The 20,973-nt window shown below is 39.9% G+C and carries 18 protein-coding genes; 2 read left to right on the forward strand and 16 right to left on the reverse strand.

What is annotated here, in order from left to right:
- Positions 1-31: 31 nt before the first annotated feature.
- Positions 32-769 carry an IS21-like element helper ATPase IstB gene (gene istB / locus FPL27_RS00725; RefSeq protein ID WP_143959262.1) on the forward strand — a complete coding sequence of 246 codons (738 nt, stop codon included), beginning with the start codon at positions 32-34 and terminating at the stop codon, positions 767-769.
- 84 nt (positions 770-853) lie between these two features.
- Here the strand turns inward: istB and FPL27_RS20240 are convergent, their stop codons facing one another.
- On the reverse strand, positions 854-1,135 hold the full coding sequence (locus FPL27_RS20240; protein ID WP_143959263.1) for a DUF2243 domain-containing protein: 282 nt from the start codon (positions 1,133-1,135) through the stop codon (positions 854-856).
- 415 nt (positions 1,136-1,550) lie between these two features.
- On the opposite strand from FPL27_RS20240, the gene FPL27_RS00735 reads away from it, so the two are divergent.
- Complete coding sequence (locus FPL27_RS00735; RefSeq protein WP_143959264.1) at positions 1,551-2,519, forward strand: S66 peptidase family protein; 969 nt, start codon at positions 1,551-1,553, stop codon at positions 2,517-2,519.
- Between the two features lie 449 nt (positions 2,520-2,968).
- Here FPL27_RS00735 and FPL27_RS00740 read toward each other — a convergent pair whose 3' ends face one another.
- The 15 genes from FPL27_RS00740 to FPL27_RS00810 form a co-directional block, all read right to left on the reverse strand.
- On the reverse strand, positions 2,969-3,547 hold the full coding sequence (locus FPL27_RS00740) for a biliverdin-producing heme oxygenase (protein WP_185974258.1): 579 nt from the start codon (positions 3,545-3,547) through the stop codon (positions 2,969-2,971).
- Positions 3,537-3,902 (reverse strand): response regulator, encoded by a 366-nt coding sequence (locus tag FPL27_RS00745; RefSeq protein WP_143959266.1) that lies wholly within the window; start codon positions 3,900-3,902, stop codon positions 3,537-3,539. Before FPL27_RS00745 ends, FPL27_RS00740 begins: the two co-directional genes overlap by 11 nt.
- 23 nt (positions 3,903-3,925) lie before the next feature.
- A complete protein-coding gene (locus tag FPL27_RS00750; RefSeq protein ID WP_143959267.1) occupies positions 3,926-6,295 on the reverse strand; it encodes an ATP-binding protein in 2,370 nt (789 codons plus the stop codon).
- Positions 6,296-6,478: 183 nt separating this feature from the next.
- Positions 6,479-8,275: an acyl-CoA dehydrogenase family protein gene (locus FPL27_RS00755; RefSeq protein ID WP_143959268.1), complete on the reverse strand. Its 1,797-nt coding sequence runs from the start codon at positions 8,273-8,275 to the stop codon at positions 6,479-6,481.
- Between the two features lie 14 nt (positions 8,276-8,289).
- Complete coding sequence (locus tag FPL27_RS00760; RefSeq protein ID WP_143959269.1) at positions 8,290-9,465, reverse strand: acetyl-CoA C-acyltransferase; 1,176 nt, start codon at positions 9,463-9,465, stop codon at positions 8,290-8,292.
- Positions 9,466-9,534: 69 nt separating this feature from the next.
- Positions 9,535-11,940 (reverse strand): 3-hydroxyacyl-CoA dehydrogenase/enoyl-CoA hydratase family protein, encoded by a 2,406-nt coding sequence (locus FPL27_RS00765; protein ID WP_143959270.1) that lies wholly within the window; start codon positions 11,938-11,940, stop codon positions 9,535-9,537.
- Positions 11,941-11,976: 36 nt separating this feature from the next.
- Positions 11,977-12,447 carry a MarR family winged helix-turn-helix transcriptional regulator gene (locus FPL27_RS00770; RefSeq protein ID WP_143959271.1) on the reverse strand — a complete coding sequence of 157 codons (471 nt, stop codon included), beginning with the start codon at positions 12,445-12,447 and terminating at the stop codon, positions 11,977-11,979.
- 223 nt (positions 12,448-12,670) lie between these two features.
- Entirely contained in the window at positions 12,671-13,411 is a 741-nt protein-coding gene (locus FPL27_RS00775) for a hypothetical protein (protein WP_143959272.1), read from the reverse strand.
- Between the two features lie 2 nt (positions 13,412-13,413).
- On the reverse strand, positions 13,414-14,184 hold the full coding sequence (locus tag FPL27_RS00780) for a hypothetical protein (RefSeq protein ID WP_143959273.1): 771 nt from the start codon (positions 14,182-14,184) through the stop codon (positions 13,414-13,416).
- Positions 14,185-14,655: 471 nt separating this feature from the next.
- Positions 14,656-16,392, reverse strand: coding sequence for an Ig-like domain-containing protein (locus FPL27_RS00785; protein WP_143959274.1), 1,737 nt, complete (start codon positions 16,390-16,392; stop codon positions 14,656-14,658).
- Positions 16,389-17,276, reverse strand: coding sequence for a class I SAM-dependent methyltransferase (locus FPL27_RS00790; RefSeq protein ID WP_143959275.1), 888 nt, complete (start codon positions 17,274-17,276; stop codon positions 16,389-16,391). The genes FPL27_RS00785 and FPL27_RS00790 overlap by 4 nt, the downstream gene beginning before the upstream one ends.
- Before the next feature lie 4 nt (positions 17,277-17,280).
- Positions 17,281-19,146: a tRNA uridine-5-carboxymethylaminomethyl(34) synthesis enzyme MnmG gene (gene mnmG / locus FPL27_RS00795; protein ID WP_143959276.1), complete on the reverse strand. Its 1,866-nt coding sequence runs from the start codon at positions 19,144-19,146 to the stop codon at positions 17,281-17,283.
- Between the two features lie 90 nt (positions 19,147-19,236).
- Positions 19,237-19,680 carry an rRNA maturation RNase YbeY gene (gene ybeY, locus FPL27_RS00800; RefSeq protein ID WP_143959277.1) on the reverse strand — a complete coding sequence of 148 codons (444 nt, stop codon included), beginning with the start codon at positions 19,678-19,680 and terminating at the stop codon, positions 19,237-19,239.
- 8 nt (positions 19,681-19,688) lie between these two features.
- Positions 19,689-20,090 carry an ATP-binding protein gene (locus FPL27_RS00805; protein WP_143959278.1) on the reverse strand — a complete coding sequence of 134 codons (402 nt, stop codon included), beginning with the start codon at positions 20,088-20,090 and terminating at the stop codon, positions 19,689-19,691.
- A 35-nt stretch (positions 20,091-20,125) separates the two neighbouring features.
- A complete protein-coding gene (locus tag FPL27_RS00810; RefSeq protein ID WP_143959279.1) occupies positions 20,126-20,887 on the reverse strand; it encodes an exodeoxyribonuclease III in 762 nt (253 codons plus the stop codon).
- Positions 20,888-20,973 lie beyond the last annotated feature (86 nt).

A 20,973-nucleotide genomic window follows, 5' to 3' on the forward strand; every position in this document is an offset into this window, starting at 1 on the left:
CATCTACATTAAAAACCAATCCATATAAACTATGAACGAATACAACACAATCGAAAAATTGAAACAGATGCGCATGGGGGCCATGGCCGAACTTTACCACAAACGGCTCACCGAAAACCTTTACAAAGAATTTTCTGCCGATGAGCTGTTGACCTTGTTGGTCGACAGCGAATGGGAACAAAGGCAAAACAGGACGATTGACAACCTAATCCGCCAGGCCGGTTTCAAGCAGGCTTCCGCCGCCACTGACATCGATTACCATGCCTCACGTAATCTCGACAGGTCGGTGTTTGAAAGGCTGCTAGGGCTTGGCTTCATCCGCAACAGGGAAAACATCATACTTACCGGTGCCACAGGTTGCGGAAAAAGTCACCTAGCCCAGTGCCTCGGCGTAAAGGCATGCCAGTTCAGGTACAAAACACTTTATTACAATACCTCGAGATTTTTTGACACGGTCCGGCTTGCAAAGCTGGAGGGCACCTACCATAACCTACTTAAAAAGCTGGAAAAAACCGCGGTATTGATCCTGGATGATTTTGGACTGGCACCCATGGACACCCAAGCCAGGCATGCCCTGATGGACGTTATGGAGGACAGGTATGGGAAAAGCTCTACCATCATAGCCTCACAGATCCCGGTGGCCCAGTGGCATGCTACCATCGGAGATGACAGCATTGCAGATGCCGTTCTTGACAGGCTGGTATACTCCTCCCACAGGATAGAACTGGAAGGGGAATCTATGAGAAGTAGAAAGAAGTTGGACAATTAAAATATAATCCCATAATTGCACATGGAAAGTGGCCCAGTTATTCCCGTAATCACTGGCCCGGCATGCTCCGTAATCACTGGCCCATCATCGCCGTAATAGACACCACTGTAGGATTTGGTGTAAAGTAATTGCATCTACAAAACCCCCCATTCCGATACCTAAAGTCAAGGTAGATATGACTACAGGGGTTCTTTGTATTGTATTTTTATCTCCTAGCTTTATCGTATTGAAATATATTAATAGAAGCGGCACTAAAATTATCAGTGGTAAGATTACTTTTATTAATGTTGGGATGAAATCCTCAGTAAATATTCCCACCTGAACCTCTTGATTGCAGGCAATGCAAAGAAATACGGAATTGGCCATAGTTTAAAGTGGTTTGGGGGTAGCTTATTTTCTATGCAAAGAGTAGACCTTGTGGAAGTCTCAAAACGGAAAAAACTTGGGAAATAATGGGCAAAACATTTTAAATTTGGTTCTTCTAACAAAATATGATCCCTTTATTTATAGGGTAAATCGAATATGGAACTTCGAGCTTTGTTAATGTCTGGATATTTTTTTTGGGAATCCTTCAGGAATCCTTTTTTTATGTTGTTCAGAATGGTTTTTATTCCGGTAAGGAAGGCAACCGTGTATTTAACAGGACAGATATTTACTCAAAATGTCTCTATCTGTTTCTTTTTTAGTCAATTTTTTTTATTTCTGATAACAAATGATGGCTGCTGGTATCGGGAGATGGATTGCATGGGTATTGTAAGAAGATAATGAAAACTGAAAATCTATGTTAGCTCCCAAATTAAAACCTGGGGATGAAATTCGAGTTATAGCCCCTTCCCACAGCATACCACCCGCATTTACAGACAGACAAAGACAACAGGCATTAGACTGTTTGAAAAGCCTCGGAGTATCCGTGTCTTTTGGCAAGTATGTTAATGAGGTAAATGAGTTTGAGACTACCACTGTGTTGAATAGACTTATTGATTTGCATGAGGCCTTTGCGGACCCTAATGTAAAAGGAGTTTTGACTGCTACAGGTGGGTCTAGTGTAAGCCAGTTGTTGAATGAAATAGATTATGCCTTGGTCAAGGAAAATCCGAAAATAGTATGCGGTCTTTCTGACATCACGGCTTTATCATATGCATTATATCAGAAAACAGGCATTGTAAATTATTATGGTCCCCACTTTACCATGCTTGGAGAAAGTACCTTGGTCGATTATTCCATAGAGTATATGCAGCGAGTGTTAATGGAAGAAGGGCCTGTTGAAATTAAACCATCAAATTATTATAACGATATGCCGGATGACATAGAGAAGGTGCTGAATACAGGTTTTTGGACATTAAATGAGGGGACTGCTGAGGGTAAATGTATTGGAGGCAATTTTTTAACGACCAATTTTATCATAGGAAGTGAGTATATGCCGGATTTATCGGATTGTATTTTATATTTTGAGGAAAATTATATAATGGACTATAAGGATATACAAAATGAATTGCAATCGCTCTTCAACCATGAAAATATGGTTACTATCAAAGGGCTTCTATTGGGTCGTTTTCAGAAAGGCAGTAATGTAGATAGGGAAAAACTCATGCATATGGTAAAAAATATTAGAGGACTTGAGTCTATACCGGTAATTGGGAATGTGGATTTTGGCCATACCGCTCCGAAACTAACCTTACCAATAGGGGGAAGATTGAGTTTAAATGCAGAAAAAAATGATAAGGTTTCCATTTTAATAATTGAACACTAAATAAAATTATAAAGAGCTCATTAGAATGGTATTGTGGGTTATCAGCAATTGCATTAAATCTCATTCTGAGATCAGGATCTATTAATTGCTAACCGAATTTGGATATACCTTTTCCAATGCGAAGAAGTTAAGCCCTCGAGTAGTTGAATTTTTTTGTAGACCTGCGGAATTATTTTGCGTGGTTCAGCTACTCGAGGCACCAATACTATTTTAACAATAAACGATTCAAACAAACAGTATTTATGCGTTTTAGATCGTCAATTACTAAAATACCGAATATCAAGTTGGTTTTATTTAAAAAAAAAAGCTATTTCTTATAGATATAGCTTTTTTTGTGATAATTAATTTAACTAACTTTTATGATCAGAGGCACACCTTTTCGAGCTGGCGATCCATTTGGTGGCTACGAAGGATAACGGTGAATTTAAAGTGGTCAGGAATGAGGATTATTAGGCTTGGGAAAATTCCTCGCTGACTTCGATAAATGTAGTAAAGGCTTTCTCCGCACCTATCACCATTTGCTTTTCCTCCTCAGAGGTCAAGGGCAATGCATTTAGATCCTGTGTAAAGTGTTTCCACTTTTCCATCACTACATCATGTTCGAATCCGTAAAATTCAAGGGAAGTTTTGTCCCAGTTGTGAGAGATTTTCTTGAGATGGCTGTAAATGAATTTTCCTCCTAAAGTCGAACCTTTCAGCACATAAAGTGCCCCAAGTGCCTGGAAGATATTTTCCAAACCAAACTCTACTTGAGAATCCGTAGGAATATCACTAGAAAGGTTGTGCAAATCATTTTCAAGCAAATCTAACCTCATTCTATAATGCTTGTCGATCAGATTTGTGAAAATAGGGCTGTTTTCTTCCATCAACTTACTTTCTATAAGCTGATGGGCGCTGTAAAGTTGCTTTAGTATCTGGATATAAGCTTCTAAATCGAATGATTTTTGGAAAATCTGTTTGGAATTTAGTGCTTTTTCGGTGAGGGAATGAAGTTTTTTGGTTGACTCTTTAAGGGTTTCAGTTACCATTATAATTTTCAAGAATGATGTTAGGATCCAACGGCTTGTTAAAGTAGCCATCGAAACCTGCCTCAATACACTTCTTTTCCCATTCGTCACCGGCATAAGAAGTCAAGGCAAATAGTTTTGAGGAGCTGCATTTTTTGCAATATCCATTTTCTCTTAGGGTCTTCAAGACATCAAATCCATCCATTTTGGGATCGTTGAGATTGAGATCTATGACAATCATTTCATAGCAATCCTTGGCAGCCATTTCTAGTCCGGCCGGACCATTTTCTGCACAAGCGATGTCGGCCTTGGGAGACAAAAGCGTCTCGAAAATCATCCTGTTAATATTATTATCCTCGATATACAGAATTTTCATATACTCTTGATTAAAACCTATTGTTATGCTTTGATGACCGGTATCTGAAGGAGAAACATGGTTCCCACTCCTTTTTCACTTTCTACGCGGATCGTTCCGTTGAGATATTCCGTGTATTTCTTTACCAAGAACAATCCTAAACCAGAACTGTTATCCGAATGCTTGGTAATTTCTCCCTCTTTAAAGAATGGTTCGAAGATTTTTTCTAAATTTTCTTCCCAAATTCCTATACCGTTGTCTTCGACTGCAATTTCTAAAATTTCTTTCAAATTTTTACTAACCAATTTGATATTTAATTGTATCACCCCATTTTCAGGAGTGAATTTAATCGCATTGGTTATCAAATTAGAAATAATTTGCTCAAGCAAGATCCTGTCGGAAATCAATTGCTTACTTTCCTCATGGTTGATCAGAAGCAGCTTTTGCTTTTTCTTGGCAGCTGTTTCTTTGAAAGGCTTGGTTACCTCATTTAGGAAAATATTTAAATCAAAGGCATCTAGCACTGGTTTAGTTCCCTCACTCTGAATTTTTGCCAGTTCCAAGACCCTATTCAAGGTTTTAGTCATCCTTTTGGTAGTCTCAATCTGCATACTGGCAAATTCCTTCAGCTCTGGAGAAATAGATTTCTCCTGAATCATCAGTGAAAGTCCCATAATCCCATTTAATGGTGTACGCATCTCATGGCTTAGGGTTGAAGGAAACTCTGTGTGAATCTTATTCATTTGCTCTGCGGCTTCTTTGGCAATCCGCAGGTTATTTTGAGACTTGGTCTTTTCTTCCAGTTCCTTTTTCAGCAAAGTATTCAGCTTATTCAATTCCTTGTTTCTATCGAAAAGCAGGTTTCTATAATGTTCAGTTGCCTCCTCCACCTCTGGGGCCCTGGAGTACACTTGCTTAAGATGCTCTATTTCAAATGTAATAAAGGCGTCTCTTAAAATATTGGTGTATTCTATATCCTCCACAGACCAATCCTCCGATTGGCCTTCCACCAATTGTTCCCATTTTGCAAATGATTTTCTTGGGGTAAGAACTTCTGAGCCATTTTCCTCTATCAAAACCGGTTTGTTGGGATTGCCCGCCCAGTTGATTCTCTTCTTCTTTTCTTTTCGGAAAAAATATACATACTCTTGATTTTCCTCCGAGATAGTAAGTCGAAGAAAGCCAGAATAGGGGAAGGCACCCTCCTCATTATTCATTCCCTCGTTTGAAAGGGAATTACTGGTATACACTTGATTTTGGTTATATTCCATAGCCAAACCTAATACCTCTATCTGTTTTTCACTTATAAAATCCCCGGCTTGATAGTTACCCAAAGGTGACTTTAAAAAATAACCATCACAATTGATCAGATTAGCAATATCATCCCAATGAGTCTGGATCGCAATACCCAGATCGTCATGTGTAGTAAATTTCAGGGAGTTGACAATATTGTTGAGCTTTTCAAATTCCAGATTTTTCCTGTTGGAATTGAGCAATGCGATTTTATTAGAAATAATATCTCCAAAAAACTGGGTTGTCAAACGCTGCTCAATAGAAAGAAATTTTGTTTGGGAATGGTCATGACAGAGCAACATTCCCCATAATTTCTTATTGATGATCAAAGATATGCCATGAGTTGATTTGACTCCCATATTTCTCAAATATTGCAGGTGAATAGGACTTACACTGCGAAATACAGAATAACTTAGATCCAGCCTTTCTAATGCATAGGAACCATCCAAACTGAAAATTTCCTTTCCTTCATCATCAACATCATAGATGGCTCGTACCTTATTTTTTAAATATAGCAACCTGGCCTGTTTGGGTATATCACTAGCTGGATATTGAAGCCCTAAAAAAGGCTCAAGACCAAATTTTTTGTCTTCCGCAATTACCTTTCCGTCACCTGCATCATTAAATTTGTAGACCATCACCCGGTCAAATCCTGTATAACCTCTCAGCAATGAAGCTGCGTTATTAGCCATTTTGATTTCATCATTGACAGAATCAAATACTTGACTTGCTTCATCTATAAAGCTGAGTCCCTCATTAGCCAAGGCATTGTACTTTTGAAGATTAGTAATGTCTTCAAGTTCGATTAATAGATATCCGTTGGATTTGGATAGAATTGCTTTAAAGAAAGAATTGCCTCTATTTATCAGCTCTTTTACAATTTGGTAATTTTTTGTAGTGGTCGAGTATTGCTTCACATCTTCGAGAAACCTTGGACCAAACGTGTTACCAATATCCAATTTAAAAATTTCCTCTACAGACATGTCGAGGGATTCATCAATGCCCTCACTCACAAATGCGACCTTAAGAGTATCCACCTCAACGGCAATTAAATGACCGTTTCTCTGCAGCTTTCCGAGAAGGTGAATTGGCTCTTTATCACAATTATTTAGATTTATCATGTATAGGGTAATAATTTTTGAACCTTAAAGGTAAATAATAAGATTGGATAAAATGAAATAAACTGCAGTTAATTGTAAATGTATAGTAAGTATTACCTAGAAGGGTGACTTTCCTGATAATTATATGGTTATAATTGGGGTAAAAAAATTAAAGCCCTCCATTGGAGGGCTTTAATTTCTGTTTTAAGAGAAGGGATATTTACCTTTTTCTACCATATAATCAGCAATTTCCCTTCGCAAGGTTTTAGTATCCTCCAGGTCCATTTTGGTAAACCGCTTCAATCCCATAAGCATCACCTTTTGCTCATCTCCTGATGTGAAGGAACCTATTGCCTCCTTGGCAGCAGCATTAATCTTATCAGCAGCCTGAGACATGTATACCTTTGTCATAGCGATCTGATGCTTGCAATTTTCTTCACCTTTAAGACTTACCAGCTTTTCGGTTCTCAAAAGGGTTGATTCCACAGCGTAAAGTTCAATCATCACATCAGCAAGGTTCATCATGATCTCTTGCTCGGTTTCGATCTTATCCTGAAGCGTCATGGCAGCCTTTCCTCCAACCATTAAAAATACTTTCTTCAACTTTTTCAACACTTCTTTTTCTGCCGCAAAAAGTTCAGATGTATCTACTGAATCAAATGACGGCACAGAAGTCAATTCCTTGCTCACTGCCATCGCTGGCTCATAAATGTTAACCTCGCCTTTCATGGCTCTCTTTAGCACCATGCCCACCATCAACATTCGGTTGATCTCATTGGTCCCTTCATAGATTCTGGAGATTCTAGCATCTCTGTAGGCTCTTTCCATAGGGGCATCAGCAGAATAACCCATACCACCATACACCTGCACACCCTCATCCACCACATAATCCAAGACCTCTGATCCATGCACTTTCGAAATCGCACACTCAATAGCAAATTGCTCCACCCCTTTCAGCTTGGCTTCGCTATCTTCCATTCCTTCAGATGCCAAGGCTGCAATTCTATCCTCGATGTCCTGTCCTACTCGGTAAGACAACGACTCACTAGCATAAGTTCTTACTGCCATTTCAGCCAATTTATGCTTAATAGCCCCAAAAGTATTTATAGAAGTGCCAAATTGCTTACGTTCGGTGGAGTAATTGATGGCTTGAGAAATAACTGTTCGACAACCTCCCAAAACTCCAGCACCCAATTTTACCCGACCTATATTAAGGATGTTCACAGCAATCTTGAAACCGTTTCCTCTTTCGGAAAGCATATTTTCAACAGGTACCTTGCAGTCGTTGAAAAACACCTGACGAGTAGAAGATCCTTTAATACCCATTTTTTTCTCCTCCTCATTCATGGTGATTCCACCAAAATCTTTTTCCACAATGAAGGCAGTAAGATTTTTATCATCCTCGATTTTGGCAAACACGATGAAAATATCCGCAAATCCCGCGTTGGAAATCCACATCTTCTGGCCATTCAGCAAATAATGTTTACCGTCATCGGAAAGATCCGCTTTAGTTTTGCCGCTGTTGGCATCAGATCCCGCATCAGGTTCTGTTAAGCAATAGCAGGCCGCCCATTCTCCAGTAGCAAGTTTTGGTAAATACTTTTGCTTTTGCTCCTCCGTGCCATAATATAAAATCGGCAGGGTTCCAATCCCAGTATGCGCACCATAGGTGGTGGAAAAGGACCCCGCAGCACCTATGATATCTGCAATCAACATGGAAGTATTGAAACTCATACCCATCCCTCCAAACTCCTCTGGAACAGAGATTCCCAGAAGTCCAAGCTCTCCGGCTTTCTTAAAAATGCTAGGTACCAATTGAGGATCTTTCATGCTGTCGATTTCCTCAGCCTTCGGCACTATCTCCGTGTCGATAAAGTCCTGACAGGCTTGCGCCATCATACGTTGTTCCTCGGTAAATTCCTCAGGAATAAATATGTCCTGAGCAGGTGTATCTTTCACCAAGAACTCACCCCCATTGATTGATTTTTTTATGGTTTCCATAATATATTAATTTTCTATTTCAATAATTCAATTACCCCGGCTACACCTTGTCCACCACCCACACAAGCGGTCACAAGTCCATATTTACCATTTTGGCGACGTAGCTCATTTATGATCTGAACCGAAAGTTTAGCTCCAGTACATCCCAGCGGGTGACCCAATGCCACCGCTCCTCCATTCACATTCACTATGTCTGGATTCATATCAAGTGATTTGATTACAGCTAAGGCTTGCGCAGCAAAGGCCTCATTCAGCTCTACCAAGTTGATGTCATTCATAGTGATGCCAGCTTGCTTCAGAGCCTTCGGAACAGCTACTTTTGGTCCAATACCCATGATGCGCGGCTCCACTCCGGCAACACTGTAGGAAACCAATCTTGCAACTGGCTCCAAATTCAGCTCTTTTACCATTCGCTCAGACATAACTACTACAAAAGCAGCCCCATCAGAAGTCTGAGAACTGTTTCCAGCTGTCACCTGACCCCCCTGTCTAAATGCTGGCTTTAAATTGCTCAACACCTCCATGTTGGTTCCTTTTCTTGGCCCCTCATCGGTATCGACGGTAAACTTCCTGGTTTTACGTTTTCCAGATTCATCCACATAGTTTTCTTCTACCTCAACAGGCACAATCTCATCTTTAAACTTGCCACTTTCTATTGCGGCTAGTGCTTTTTCATGAGATTTAACTGCAAATTGATCTGAATCTTCACGCGTGATGTCATAGTCTTTAGCAAGTTCCTCTGCTGTCAAACCCATACTCAAGTAATAATCGGGATTCTCAGAGGCTATTTTCCAGTTCAATGCCGTCTTGTATCCCATCATCGGTAGAAGAGACATTGATTCTGTACCTCCGGCAATGATGCAATCCGCCATTCCGTTTTTGATTTTGGCTGTAGCTAAGGCTATGGCCTCTAAACCTGAACCGCAATATCGGTTGATAATAAATCCAGGTACCTCTTGTGGCAAGGCCAATAAAGATATCATTCTTCCCATCTGCATACCCTGTTCTGCCTCCGGAATGGCATTTCCTACGATCAAATCATCAACTCTCTTGGAATCCAATCCAGGAATTTCACTCACTAGATGCGTAATCACATCAGCGGCAAGGTCATCTGGTCGGTAAAACCTGAAACCACCTTTTTTGGCTTTTCCTACAGCCGATCTATATCCATTTACTATATATGCTTCCATTATTTCTGATTATAAGTGATTGTTTTTGAAATAATTAGTATCAAAATTTAAACATCGATACCTATCCAATTAATTTCTAAGCGGCTTACCCTTGAACAAAATGCTATGTATTCTCTCCAAGGTTTTCTTTTCACCGGTAAGGCTTAAGAAGGCCTCCCTTTCCAAGTCCAACAAATAGCGCTCGCTGACTTCGGTGGGTTGGGAAAGGTCCCCGCCACTCATCACATAGGCCAGCTTTCTGGCAATCTTAGCATCATGTTCAGAGATATACTTTCCGTATCTCATTCCGGTAATACCCGCTTCAAATAATGCCAGAGAGGTTTTGCCTAACACTCGAATGTTAGTTTTCTGAACGGGTTGAGTGTATCCTGCCTGGTGCAAAGCCAATACTTTCTGCTTGGCATCTGCCAATACACGCTTTCTGTTCAGTGTAATACTATCTTTTGCTTGCAAAAAGCCAAGGCCCCTTGCCTCTTCAGCTGAAGTTGACACTTTTGCCATAGCAATATTCATGAAGGTGTCCTGAAGTCTGTTCAGCTCTACATCACCATCCTTGATGCTTTCAGAAAATCTTAACGTCATTTCTTTGGTACCGCCACCGGCAGGAATCACCCCTACCCCAACTTCAACCAAGCCCATATATAGCTCTGCATGCGCCTGCACAGCATCTGCGTGTAGAGAAAGTTCACAACCACCGCCCAGGGCCATGTTATGAGGAGCTACCACTACAGGAATGGAAGAATACCTTGCCCGCATCATGGTGTTTTGGAATTGCGCAATCATCAGGTTGATCTCGTCAAATTCCTGATCTCCGGCAAACATAAATAGCATAGCCAGGTTGGCACCTGCCGAAAAATTCCCCCCTTCATTTCCAATCACTAGACCCTTGTATTGCTTTTCAGCCATCGAAATTGCCGTGTTGATGCCTTCTATCACTTCAGCACCCATGGAATTCATTTTGGTGTGGAATTCAAGTCCAATCACATCGTCGCCCATGTCGTAAATGGTCGAACCTGCATTGCCCCATATTTTCTTATCAGCAGATTTTAGAGTATCCAAGAGGATATACTCATCCATGCCCGGTACGGCTTTGTAAGTTTTGCTAGGGATGTCGTAATATTTCTTGACGCCATTTTCCACCTTGTAGAATGACTCATGGCCTGCCTCAAGCATGTCATCCACCCACTGCGCAGGAGCCTCACCTGCCTCTTTCATTTTAGCAACGGTATCCTTGACACCCAAAATATCCCAATTCTCAAATGGTCCATATTCCCAACCGAATCCGGCTGTCACTGCCTGATCGATTCTGTATAGCTCATCTGAAATCTCCGGGATTCTGTTGCTGCAATAACGGAAAAGATCATAGAAAGAAGCTCTGTAAAACTCACCCGCCTTATCATCAAAGTTTACCAGAAATTTGATCCTCTTCTTCAGATCATCAATTTCCTTGGATCCTTCGAGGGCTTTGAATTTCGGCTTTTCTACATCTTTGTATTCAAAAGTATCAAAATCAATCTCTTTAAGTTCTTTTGTTCCATCCTTATGACGGATCATGTTGAAGTACCCTTTGCCAGTCTTATCTCCCCACCATTTTTTCTCGTAGAGCACTTCCATGATCTTGGGAAGCTTAAACTTGTCCCTAGACTCGTCGTGCTCTAGTGTTTTGTAAAGATTGTTTGCCACATTTACCGTGGTATCCAAACCCACAACATCCATGGTTCTGAAAGTCGCCGATTTGGCCCGACCGATGATAGTACCAGTCAATTTATCAACCTCAGACACGCCTAAGCCCATTTTTTCTATGGTATGCATACCACTGATGATGGCATAAACGCCAATTCTATTAGCAATAAATGCAGGCGTATCCTTACAAAGCACCGTTTCTTTGCCCAGGTACCTGTCTCCATAATCCATCAAGAAATCGATTATAGCAGGATCTGTTTCCGGGGCAGGAATGATTTCCAATAATCGAAGGTACCTTGGAGGGTTAAAAAAGTGCGTTCCTGCAAAATTCTTCTTGAAATCTTCACTTCTACCCTCGCACATCATGTGCATTGGAATCCCTGAAGTGTTAGAAGTAATCAAGGTTCCCGCTTTACGGTGAAGTTCCACCTTCTCAAAAAGTGACTGCTTTATATCCAGTCTTTCGACTACAACTTCCATCACCCAATCATAATCTTTGATCTTTGGGAGATCATCGTCAAAATTACCGGTAGAGATTCGACTTGCAAAATCCTTGTTATAAATTGGTGATGGCTTTGATTTCAATGCCGTCTGGAGGGCATCATTTACAATTCGATTGCGGACCTGCTTGTCATCCAAGCTAAGTCCTTTTTTCTGTTCATCTTCATTAAGCTCCCTTGGTACGATATCCAAAAGCAACACTTCCACGCCAATATTGGCAAAATGGCTGGCTATCCTGGATCCCATGACGCCGGAACCTAAAATGGCGATTTTCTTAATTGTTCGTTTCATATTGTTTTAGTGATTTCTGAAAAAAGGTCTAATTACTTAATCCCTAATTTCAACCGTTGTTTGAGGGTTTATAGTTGACGACTGTATTTTTTCTACTACGAGGTTGATCTTGTCAAAAACTTTGAAAAACCTGGCCAGTTCTTCCTTTCCCACGGCCTGTTGGACCTCCTCGTTAAATTCCTTGATTGTCTTGACGCTGATCTCTTTTTTCTTTTTCCCTTCTGGGGTCAAATATATCCGGACCGATCGCTTGTCTTGTAAATCAGGTTTACGTACAATCAAGCCCTTTTCTTCCATGGTTTTGAGCATTCTAGTCAGGCTTCTGGCCTCCAATCCCATTAATGGAGCAATCTTGGTGGCCGGTGTCCCTTCCTTTGAGTTGATGTTTATTAAGACAAACCCTATGGATGTGGTAAATTCATCCTGCACAGCCCGTTGGTTATACATCCGGTTGATGGCATGCCAGGCAGATTTAATATGATAATCCACTGTTTCCTCTCTCTTCATTTTCTCAAGCTAGTTTAAGAATACCTAAGTTAAGAAAAATAAAGTATGCATGCATACCATTAACATAGAATTTTATTTACCCATTTAAAATAATTATCAGATATGAAGCGAGGAGTTATAATTAAATTTTGTAATGAACAGGTATTGAGCTATTAAATAAACAAAAATTCTTAAAAAACTGAAAATACCGAATTAAGTTTCTTATAAAAATATTTACTTTTTATCATTGACTAATGATATTTATTCTAGCTTTGAAATATATGCTTGTTAAATCAAAATTTGGATAATCTGAGAGGGTAGGCTGCGCCCCAAAATGATGCAAAAGCAAGTTGCTGCCTATTTCAAGTGAAAAAAAATCAAACATTCCTTTTGTAGGCTCAGGGTGAAAATGGTTGGGACTGATAAGAACATTCACATTCAGACCAACACTGCTCTGGCTAAGTCTTAGCTCATTGAAATTTCGATTGCTTAGAAAATCATCAAAACTCCCGACTTCATCAGTTGATTTCAATACGTAACGTCCATTGGCAAACAAAAAGCCCAATCCGGGTTCAAACCTAAATTGATTACTTTCTGACAACACGTTGTAGCCCGCCCCTATCCGAGCATTTGAATAAAATATGCTTTCGCGAATGCCTTGAATGTCACCTATGTCGCTACTGTTTGCAAAGCTGAAATCCACTTGTAACATGGTCCATTTTTCATTTTGAATATTGAAACCAAGGCCATTTACAAAATTCCTATTAGGAAATGAACTCAAACCAGCAGCTTCTAACCTTTCGGTAAAAGGCTGGATCGAAAGTAAGTTTTCTAAACCCATGGAAAAATAAAAATTCATCAATGATGGACTGGTTTCCGATCTTTCCAGGTGAAGCTTTTCCAAAAAATCTGGCGGAACGTCCTCCTGAGCTAATAGTAGGAATGGAGAAATAAAAAAGATAAGGCTAAAAAGAAATTTACGCATAATTAATAATCCGCTTCTTTTTCAGTTTTGGTAGTTTTTTTGAATTTTCCTAATCCGATATTGGCTTTGATATAAAAAGCACTAGGATCAAAGGTTGGTGAGTTTCGAATAGCAAAATCATCCCTAATATCCGGATTAAAATTCCTTCTAAGTTTGGTGCGGCTATTCAAGATATTCCAAATATAGCCAGCTTGCAGAGAAAATCGGCTATATATCCCGACTTGTGTTGTCGGCTTAAGAAATGCTCCGATGATTTTATCGGCATTAATGCTAATATTCAGTCCATAATTTCTTTGGTAAAGAAAGCTGCTATTCATGGCTCCGGTGATATTATCATCAAAATCCCTATTCAAATTATTGGCTAATAAATCAAGGGAAGTGGTGCCGTAAAACACGCCAATCCTGGGAAAATAATTCCATTGAGAAAAACTCCGGTCTTGGAAAAGTTTGTATTGAACCCCGGCAGTTAGGTGTAGCGGTAGATACCTATAATTAACCTCCTCATTGGACGATCTCTTTTTGTGAAGGGTCAGTTCGCTTTCAGTATAAAAGCCCCACCTTGAGCTGTTAAAATGATTGATACCTATACCCACGATGCCCGCGTGCTCTCCGAAATCCTGATAGCCCGCATTTTGCAATCTTTGATTCAATGCTTTGTAAGGTTGGTTCCGATATCCACCTGAAACATAAATATCTGTGAAATGCAGATATTCTTGGGCAGCTAAATCAGTGCCTATGCTGAAAAGAAAAACGAGCCATAAAATTTTTTCCATTTTCTGAGCATTTAAAAGAGCTTCAATTTTGTAAAACTTCCTAAGCTGGTTTCATGTCAAAATCACTTATCCACCCCTCTATATATATACTATTTTATTTAATTAAATAAAAACTATTAAAGTTATTAAGGTGTGGATTTGTGGACAAATACTTTCGATAAAGTTTCCCACAAGCGTATGATCATTTATCCCCCTGCTATACACGCTTCATTCACATTTTATCCACTTGTAACTGGTTAGTGGTCAATAATCAATAGACTTATGCCCATTTAGGTGTACAATATACGCTAAAGTTAAATGTGTATGATTAGCTGTGGGGGAAAATGTGGATTACGGTGTAGAATATTGTGGTTATCCATAGAGTCCAAAAAAATCCCCCAATGAAAAATATCACTGGGGGATAACTCTAGTATTATCCATAAGTTGTCGACACTTATTCACACTTTCCGGGTGAGTTATCGACATCCCTTGTTAAAGTTCATCCGGGATGATAAATTCCGGTATTTCTATCTCAAAATCCATGCCTTCCTCCTCGGTATCAGGTTTTTGGTCTAAACCTGTTTCTGGTATTGCTGGAATGTTGAGATCTACATTTGACCAATTAGGCCTGATGGTGAATTCCCGAGTTCCATTGGCCGGATTGATATAATAATACACTGGTTCTGGTTGGCTCATATCATTATAGTTTCCTGGATCCCATCTTCGGTTGCCGTTCCTGTCGATTATAGCCCTCAATTTGTAGTCTCCTGCTTCTATATTGGTTATCCTAAATGAATTTCTTTCTGTCAAATAGGTGGTATACACTATTTCGTTTCGCTTGTTGAGTAGCTGTAAGATAATAGGTAACTCATCTGATTCTACTACTCCTGATATTTCATCCGATAGATTGTCGGATTTAATCTTTCTGTAGTTGGCTTCTACTTTGTTTTCATTCCAAAGTCCTTCTACATCCTGAAAGGTAGAATCGGCACCATATAAAGTATAGGTACCTGCTGGGAGTGTATCAGGTAGAGCTACCCTAACAATGTATTTGGTGTAGTTGCTACTGTCCAGCAAGCTCAGATTTTCGCGTTGAATAGGGATATAACTTGCTGTGTCATAACGAACCATCAGGGAGTCATAATTTATGTTCACTACAGGTTTGTTAAAGTCCAACTGAGCCACCAGATTTCTTATGAACCCCTTCCCACTATCCACTGTTATATCCAATTTTTCTTTATTTCTGGTACTCTCCTCAAAAGTTGCATACAAAGTTGTATCGATGCTGAACCCTACGGTATCTTTTAAAGTCAATCTCACCTCTGTACTGTCTTCTCTTATCTCTGTGTGATATAGACGAATGGTCCTCTCAGAAAGGCGGTAAAATAGCTTATCATTGAAATCAGGATGCTCCAAACGGATTTCAGCCGGAGCCTTACTTACCACCACGTCATAGTTGGTTCCCGTTGGGCTTGATCTGTTTATAGAAAAGGCTGAAAGATCTGCTCTGAACAGGTTGAAATTGGCCCCTTCTACATTCCTGTCAATGACAACTGAATCCGAGAAATAGGCGTATGGCTCTACCTTAGACTCCACTTTGAGGGTGTTGTTTTCATCCTGCCAAGCCACAGCCCTATAAGTGCCCGCTTTGATATTAGTGATTTCAAATCTTCCACTAGTATCTGCTTGTGCTATATAATATGGAGGATCATTGAATAGGTCAGTGGTATCAGTAATGTCATATAAGCCTACCAAGACATCCTTGATCTGCTTATCTTTTTGAGGAAAGATATGCCTAACCCTACCTGAAAATTTAAGACTGTCAATCTCATCTCCTGTTGAAAATACCAATTTTAGATTAGCCGCGGGATTGTTTTCGGTGATGTCTTTTATGCTTTGCTGGAAATTGAATACATAGGTAGTGCTGTCCTCAAGTTCCTGGTTGAGTTTGATTCTCACCCTGTTTTTCAATGCCACCACTTCCATTTCTTGGGTGTTGATCCTAGGCGTGATAATGATTTGTTTATTGGGGTTTTCAACCTTAATAAACTCGCTAAACTCAAGATTAATTTCCTCTGGCTTTGTATTGAGAGATTCGTGCTCTGGGTTTGATCTTAGGAGTTGTGGTGGCTCCTCATCTTTTGGACCTCCCATGGGTGCACTTTCCCTGGCACAAGCCCATAGTACAGTAATTGCTATAAACAGTAACAGCAGATTTTTTAACTTCATTTCTTCTTCAAAATATATAGCAAGCTTGAATAATTCTTGTTGTTCTTTTTAGCATAATTATTAGACTTATAGCCATTCAATATTGCATTCATAATACTTTTCTTTTTATTTTTATGACTCTCAGATAAAAGTGAGACATAAAAACTATCGAATTTCATGGGTATTGCCTCTTTAATTTTCAAATCAAAGGTTTCGGCCAAAGAAGCCATGGTTTCTTGTGTAAAATGGTACAAATGTCTTGGCACATCCAGAGCAGCCCAATCCTCCCCATATTCCTTTGAATCCCAAGAGGTATAATTTGGGACAGCCAACATCAAAACTCCCCTCTTCTTCAATTTGCCCAACAGCTTATCCAATGTCCCATGCAAATCATGGACATGTTCCAACACGTGAAATAACGTAATAAAATCAAATTTCTTTTCTGCATCTAAATCCTCTGGGTCTGAATAGACATTCAAACCATTCTTGCTTTTAGCAATTTTAGCTGCTGAAGAGTTAGGCTCCAGTCCCACAGTTTCCCAGCCGTTATCTTTTGCCTGGGCTAAAAAATATCCTGTTCCGCAACCAAAATCCAGAAGCCTTCCTTTTTTGCTGGCGTATTGGTTTATCCACGACACCTTTTGTTTCAAGGTATAAGTGCGGACAAGTTTATATAATAGGTTGGTAATATTGGTGGCCGAATCCTTATGGGAAATGTAATCCTCCGATTCGTAATATTTCTGGATGTTTTGAATATCAGGCCTTGGATTGGTAAACAGCAACTCACACTTTTTGCATTTGCAAATAGTAAAAGATTCTTGGGATACGCTGTGGTCCTTTACCACCAAGGCATTATTAAAATGCCCACTTTTACAAAGCGGGCATTTGGTCAATCTTTCATACATATGATTATCTTCCTAGATATACTGTCAAAATGGACAAGTCAGCCGGAGATACCCCGCTAATTCTCGAAGCTTGTCCCAAAGTTTCAGGACGAATTTTATTTAGTTTTTGTTTTCCCTCCGCTGAAAGTGCTGGGATGGACAAATAGTCAAAACTCAATGGAATCCTAAAATTTTCCATGCTGTTCAATTTCTCTACCATTGCCTGCTCCTTATCCAGGTAGCTGTCATACTTTATCTGGATTTCAGCCTGCTCCATCACTTCTATGTCGAAAGCCTCTAGAAACCTATCAAACTCTTCATCCATGCCACGCAATTCGCTCAAACCCAATTGAGGTCTTTTAATTAGCTTCTCAATGGTTATTTTTTCCTTGATTGCTGCTGTCTGTTGTTTTTCCAGCCCAGCATTGATTGCTTCTGGTGCGAGTTTCATTTCCTTGAGAGCTTTGATAAGTTCTTTTGTGGCATTCTTCTTATCAAGCATGTTTTCCAAACGCTCATCAGATGCCAATCCAATTTTGTGACCCAACTCAGTGAGACGCAAATCCGCATTATCCTGTCTTAGCAACAATCTGAACTCAGCCCTAGAGGTGAACATTCTATATGGTTCCTCTGTGCCTTTGTTAATCAGGTCATCAATTAATACGGCTATATAGGCGTCAGATCGTTTTAATAACAAGGGTTCTTCCTCTCTTACCTTATGGTGTGCATTGATTCCAGCCATCAGACCTTGACAGGCCGCTTCCTCATATCCGGTAGTCCCGTTGATCTGCCCGGCAAAATAAAGGTTTTCTATGAGCTGGGTTTCTAAAGTAAGCTTCAGTTGTGTAGGTGGGAAATAGTCATATTCTATAGCATAACCCGGCCTGAACATTTTCGCGTTTTCAAACCCAGCGATTTTTCTAAGGGCATTGTACTGTACATCTTCTGGCAGTGAGGTTGAAAATCCATTGACATAAATCTCCACGGTATTCCATCCCTCTGGTTCCACGAAGATCTGATGTCTTTCTCTTTCTGCAAATCTGTTAATTTTATCCTCAATGGATGGACAATACCTAGGTCCTAAGCCTTGAATTCTTCCATTGAACATTGGAGATCTGTCAAAGCCTGTCTCCAAGGTTTCATGGACTTCTTTATTTGTATAGGTTATCCAGCAGGTATGCTGTTTCTCCAAAGGTTTGGTTTCTTTCGAAAAGGAGAATTTCTCCGGATTTTCATCTCCGTGCTGAACTTCCATTTTGGTATAATCTAGGCTTCTCCCATCCACTCTTGGTGGAGTACCTGTCTTCATTCTACCTGCTTCGAAACCCAGTTCTACAAGTTGCTCGGTGATTCCTTTTGCCGCTGCTTCACCTGTTCTTCCGCCTCCGAACTTCTTTTCTCCGATATGGATAATACCGTTTAGAAAGGTTCCATTAGTCAATACAACCGATTTGGCTTCAATATCCAGACCCATTCCGGTACTTACACCCACCACCCTATTATCTTTCACTACCAGTCCGGTGATCATTTCCTGCCAAAAATCAAGATTTGGAGTGGCTTCTAAGGCTAATCTCCATTCTTCAGCAAACCTCATCCGGTCATTTTGGGATCGAGGAGACCACATAGCAGGACCTTTAGATCGATTAAGCATGCGAAACTGGATCATGGATTTATCAGAAATTATTCCTGACATTCCACCGAGGGCGTCAATCTCTCTTACTATTTGACCTTTTGCCACCCCACCCATTGCTGGGTTGCATGACATTTGAGCGATAGTATTCATATTCATGGTGCAAAGCAAAACCTTTGAACCCATCTTCGCTGCAGCATGTGCGGCTTCACAGCCTGCATGCCCCGCCCCTACTACTATCACATCATATACTGGAAACATACTTTATTTTTTAAGGTGTTCCACGTGGAACGTTTTGATTTTTTATTCAGTCTGAAGTTTGGTGTTCCACGTGGAACACTTTGCTTCTCTTCATTTAACTGTTCCACGTGGAACAGTTAAAAATTTGGCTATCGCTTCGTTTTCTTTTTTCCGCATCAGTATTTCGTCTTCCTCGGATTTGTCTTTATATCCCATGAGGTGTAAAAGTCCATGACTAATTACCCGTCTAAGTTCTTCATCCTTATCTGTACTTTGAGTGGTGGAATTTTCATCAACCCTTTCTATACTGATGAATATGTCACCTTCGATAATATCTTCCTCTTCGGAATTATCAAATGTGATTATGTCCGTGTATGTGTCGTGATTAAGATATTCCATGTTAATGGAATACAAATATTCATCTGAACAGAATATATAATTCAAATCACCTATATTGAAACCCTCCTCACCTGCTACTTTTCTCAGCCATTTTTTGTAGCTGTTCTTGGGTTTTAAATTGAAACTTACGTCCTCACTGAAGAAATTAATTGCCATCTCTGATATTAACTCATGTAAAAGGTTAAGACGGTTTTTCGTCCATCCTCTTCAAATGAAACCTCATCGCTAAGATGTTTCATGATGAAAACCCCCCTTCCACCATATTTTTCAATATTCTCCGGTGAAGTCGGGTCGACGAGTGCGCCTTGGTCAAAACCATTGCCTTCGTCTTCCACGATAAACTTCAACTGGTTATCTAGGAATTTAAGTTCCAAATTAACCGTCTTCTTGGGGTTGTTCCCATTGCCGTGGATGATTGCATTGCTCACACATTCGGTAACCGAAATCATAATATTTCCATAGATATCATCGTTGATATGGAACTTTTCCTTCGCATTGTCTATGAAACTTTCGACAATCTTGATGTTGTCAATCAGAGAAGGGATTGAAATTTTGATAGATTTCATTAAGTTTCTGTTCAGATTCAAATTTTATTTAATCTTTAATCTATTTCCAATAGTATGGGGCAATGGTCACTATGCTTCGCCTCACTTAAAATATCTACACTCTTTATCCTATCCTTAATAGGACTAGTAGTCATGTGGTAATCAATACGCCAACCTAAATTCTTTTGCCTGGCATTGGCTCGGTAACTCCACCAGGTATAGTTGTGCGGGTCAGGATTGAGCATTCTAAAACTGTCATCAAAACCTGCTTGTGTAAACTTATCCATCCAAGCCCTTTCTTCAGGTAGAAATCCCGAGGAGTTTTTGTTGCTCACAGGATTATGGATATCAATAGCCTTGTGGCAAATGTTATAGTCTCCACTAAAGACCAAATTAGGAATTTTCTTAATCAGGTCTTGACTATAACCATAGATATCATCGAGAAATTGATATTTGAAATCCTGTCTAATATCACCTGTAGTCCCAGAAGGAAAATATGCACTGATAAAGGAAATATCATCAAAGTCTGCTCTGATCATCCTTCCCTCATCATCATAAGTATTTACCCCCATTCCATATTCTACAAAGTTCGGCTTGATCTTACTGAGTATGGCCACTCCACTGTATCCTTTTTTTACAGCAGGGTACCAATATACATGGTAACCAAGATCCTCAAAAATACTTAAATCAACTTGCTCCGGCATGGCTTTTACCTCCTGCAGACCGATCAAATCGGCATCTGTCTCCTTTAACCATTCCGCAAAACCTTTATTCAGTGCTGCTCTAATGCCATTGACATTATAGGATACGAATTTCATTCTTTTTCGGTGTATTTATTTTCGGTGTGTATCCAATGAAGTCTTCTTAACTAACGAAAGATTGGCTAAAATCTAGGTTTAAGCCC

The organism is Litoribacter populi, assembly GCF_007483685.1.
Lineage (GTDB): Bacteria > Bacteroidota > Bacteroidia > Cytophagales > Cyclobacteriaceae > Litoribacter > Litoribacter populi.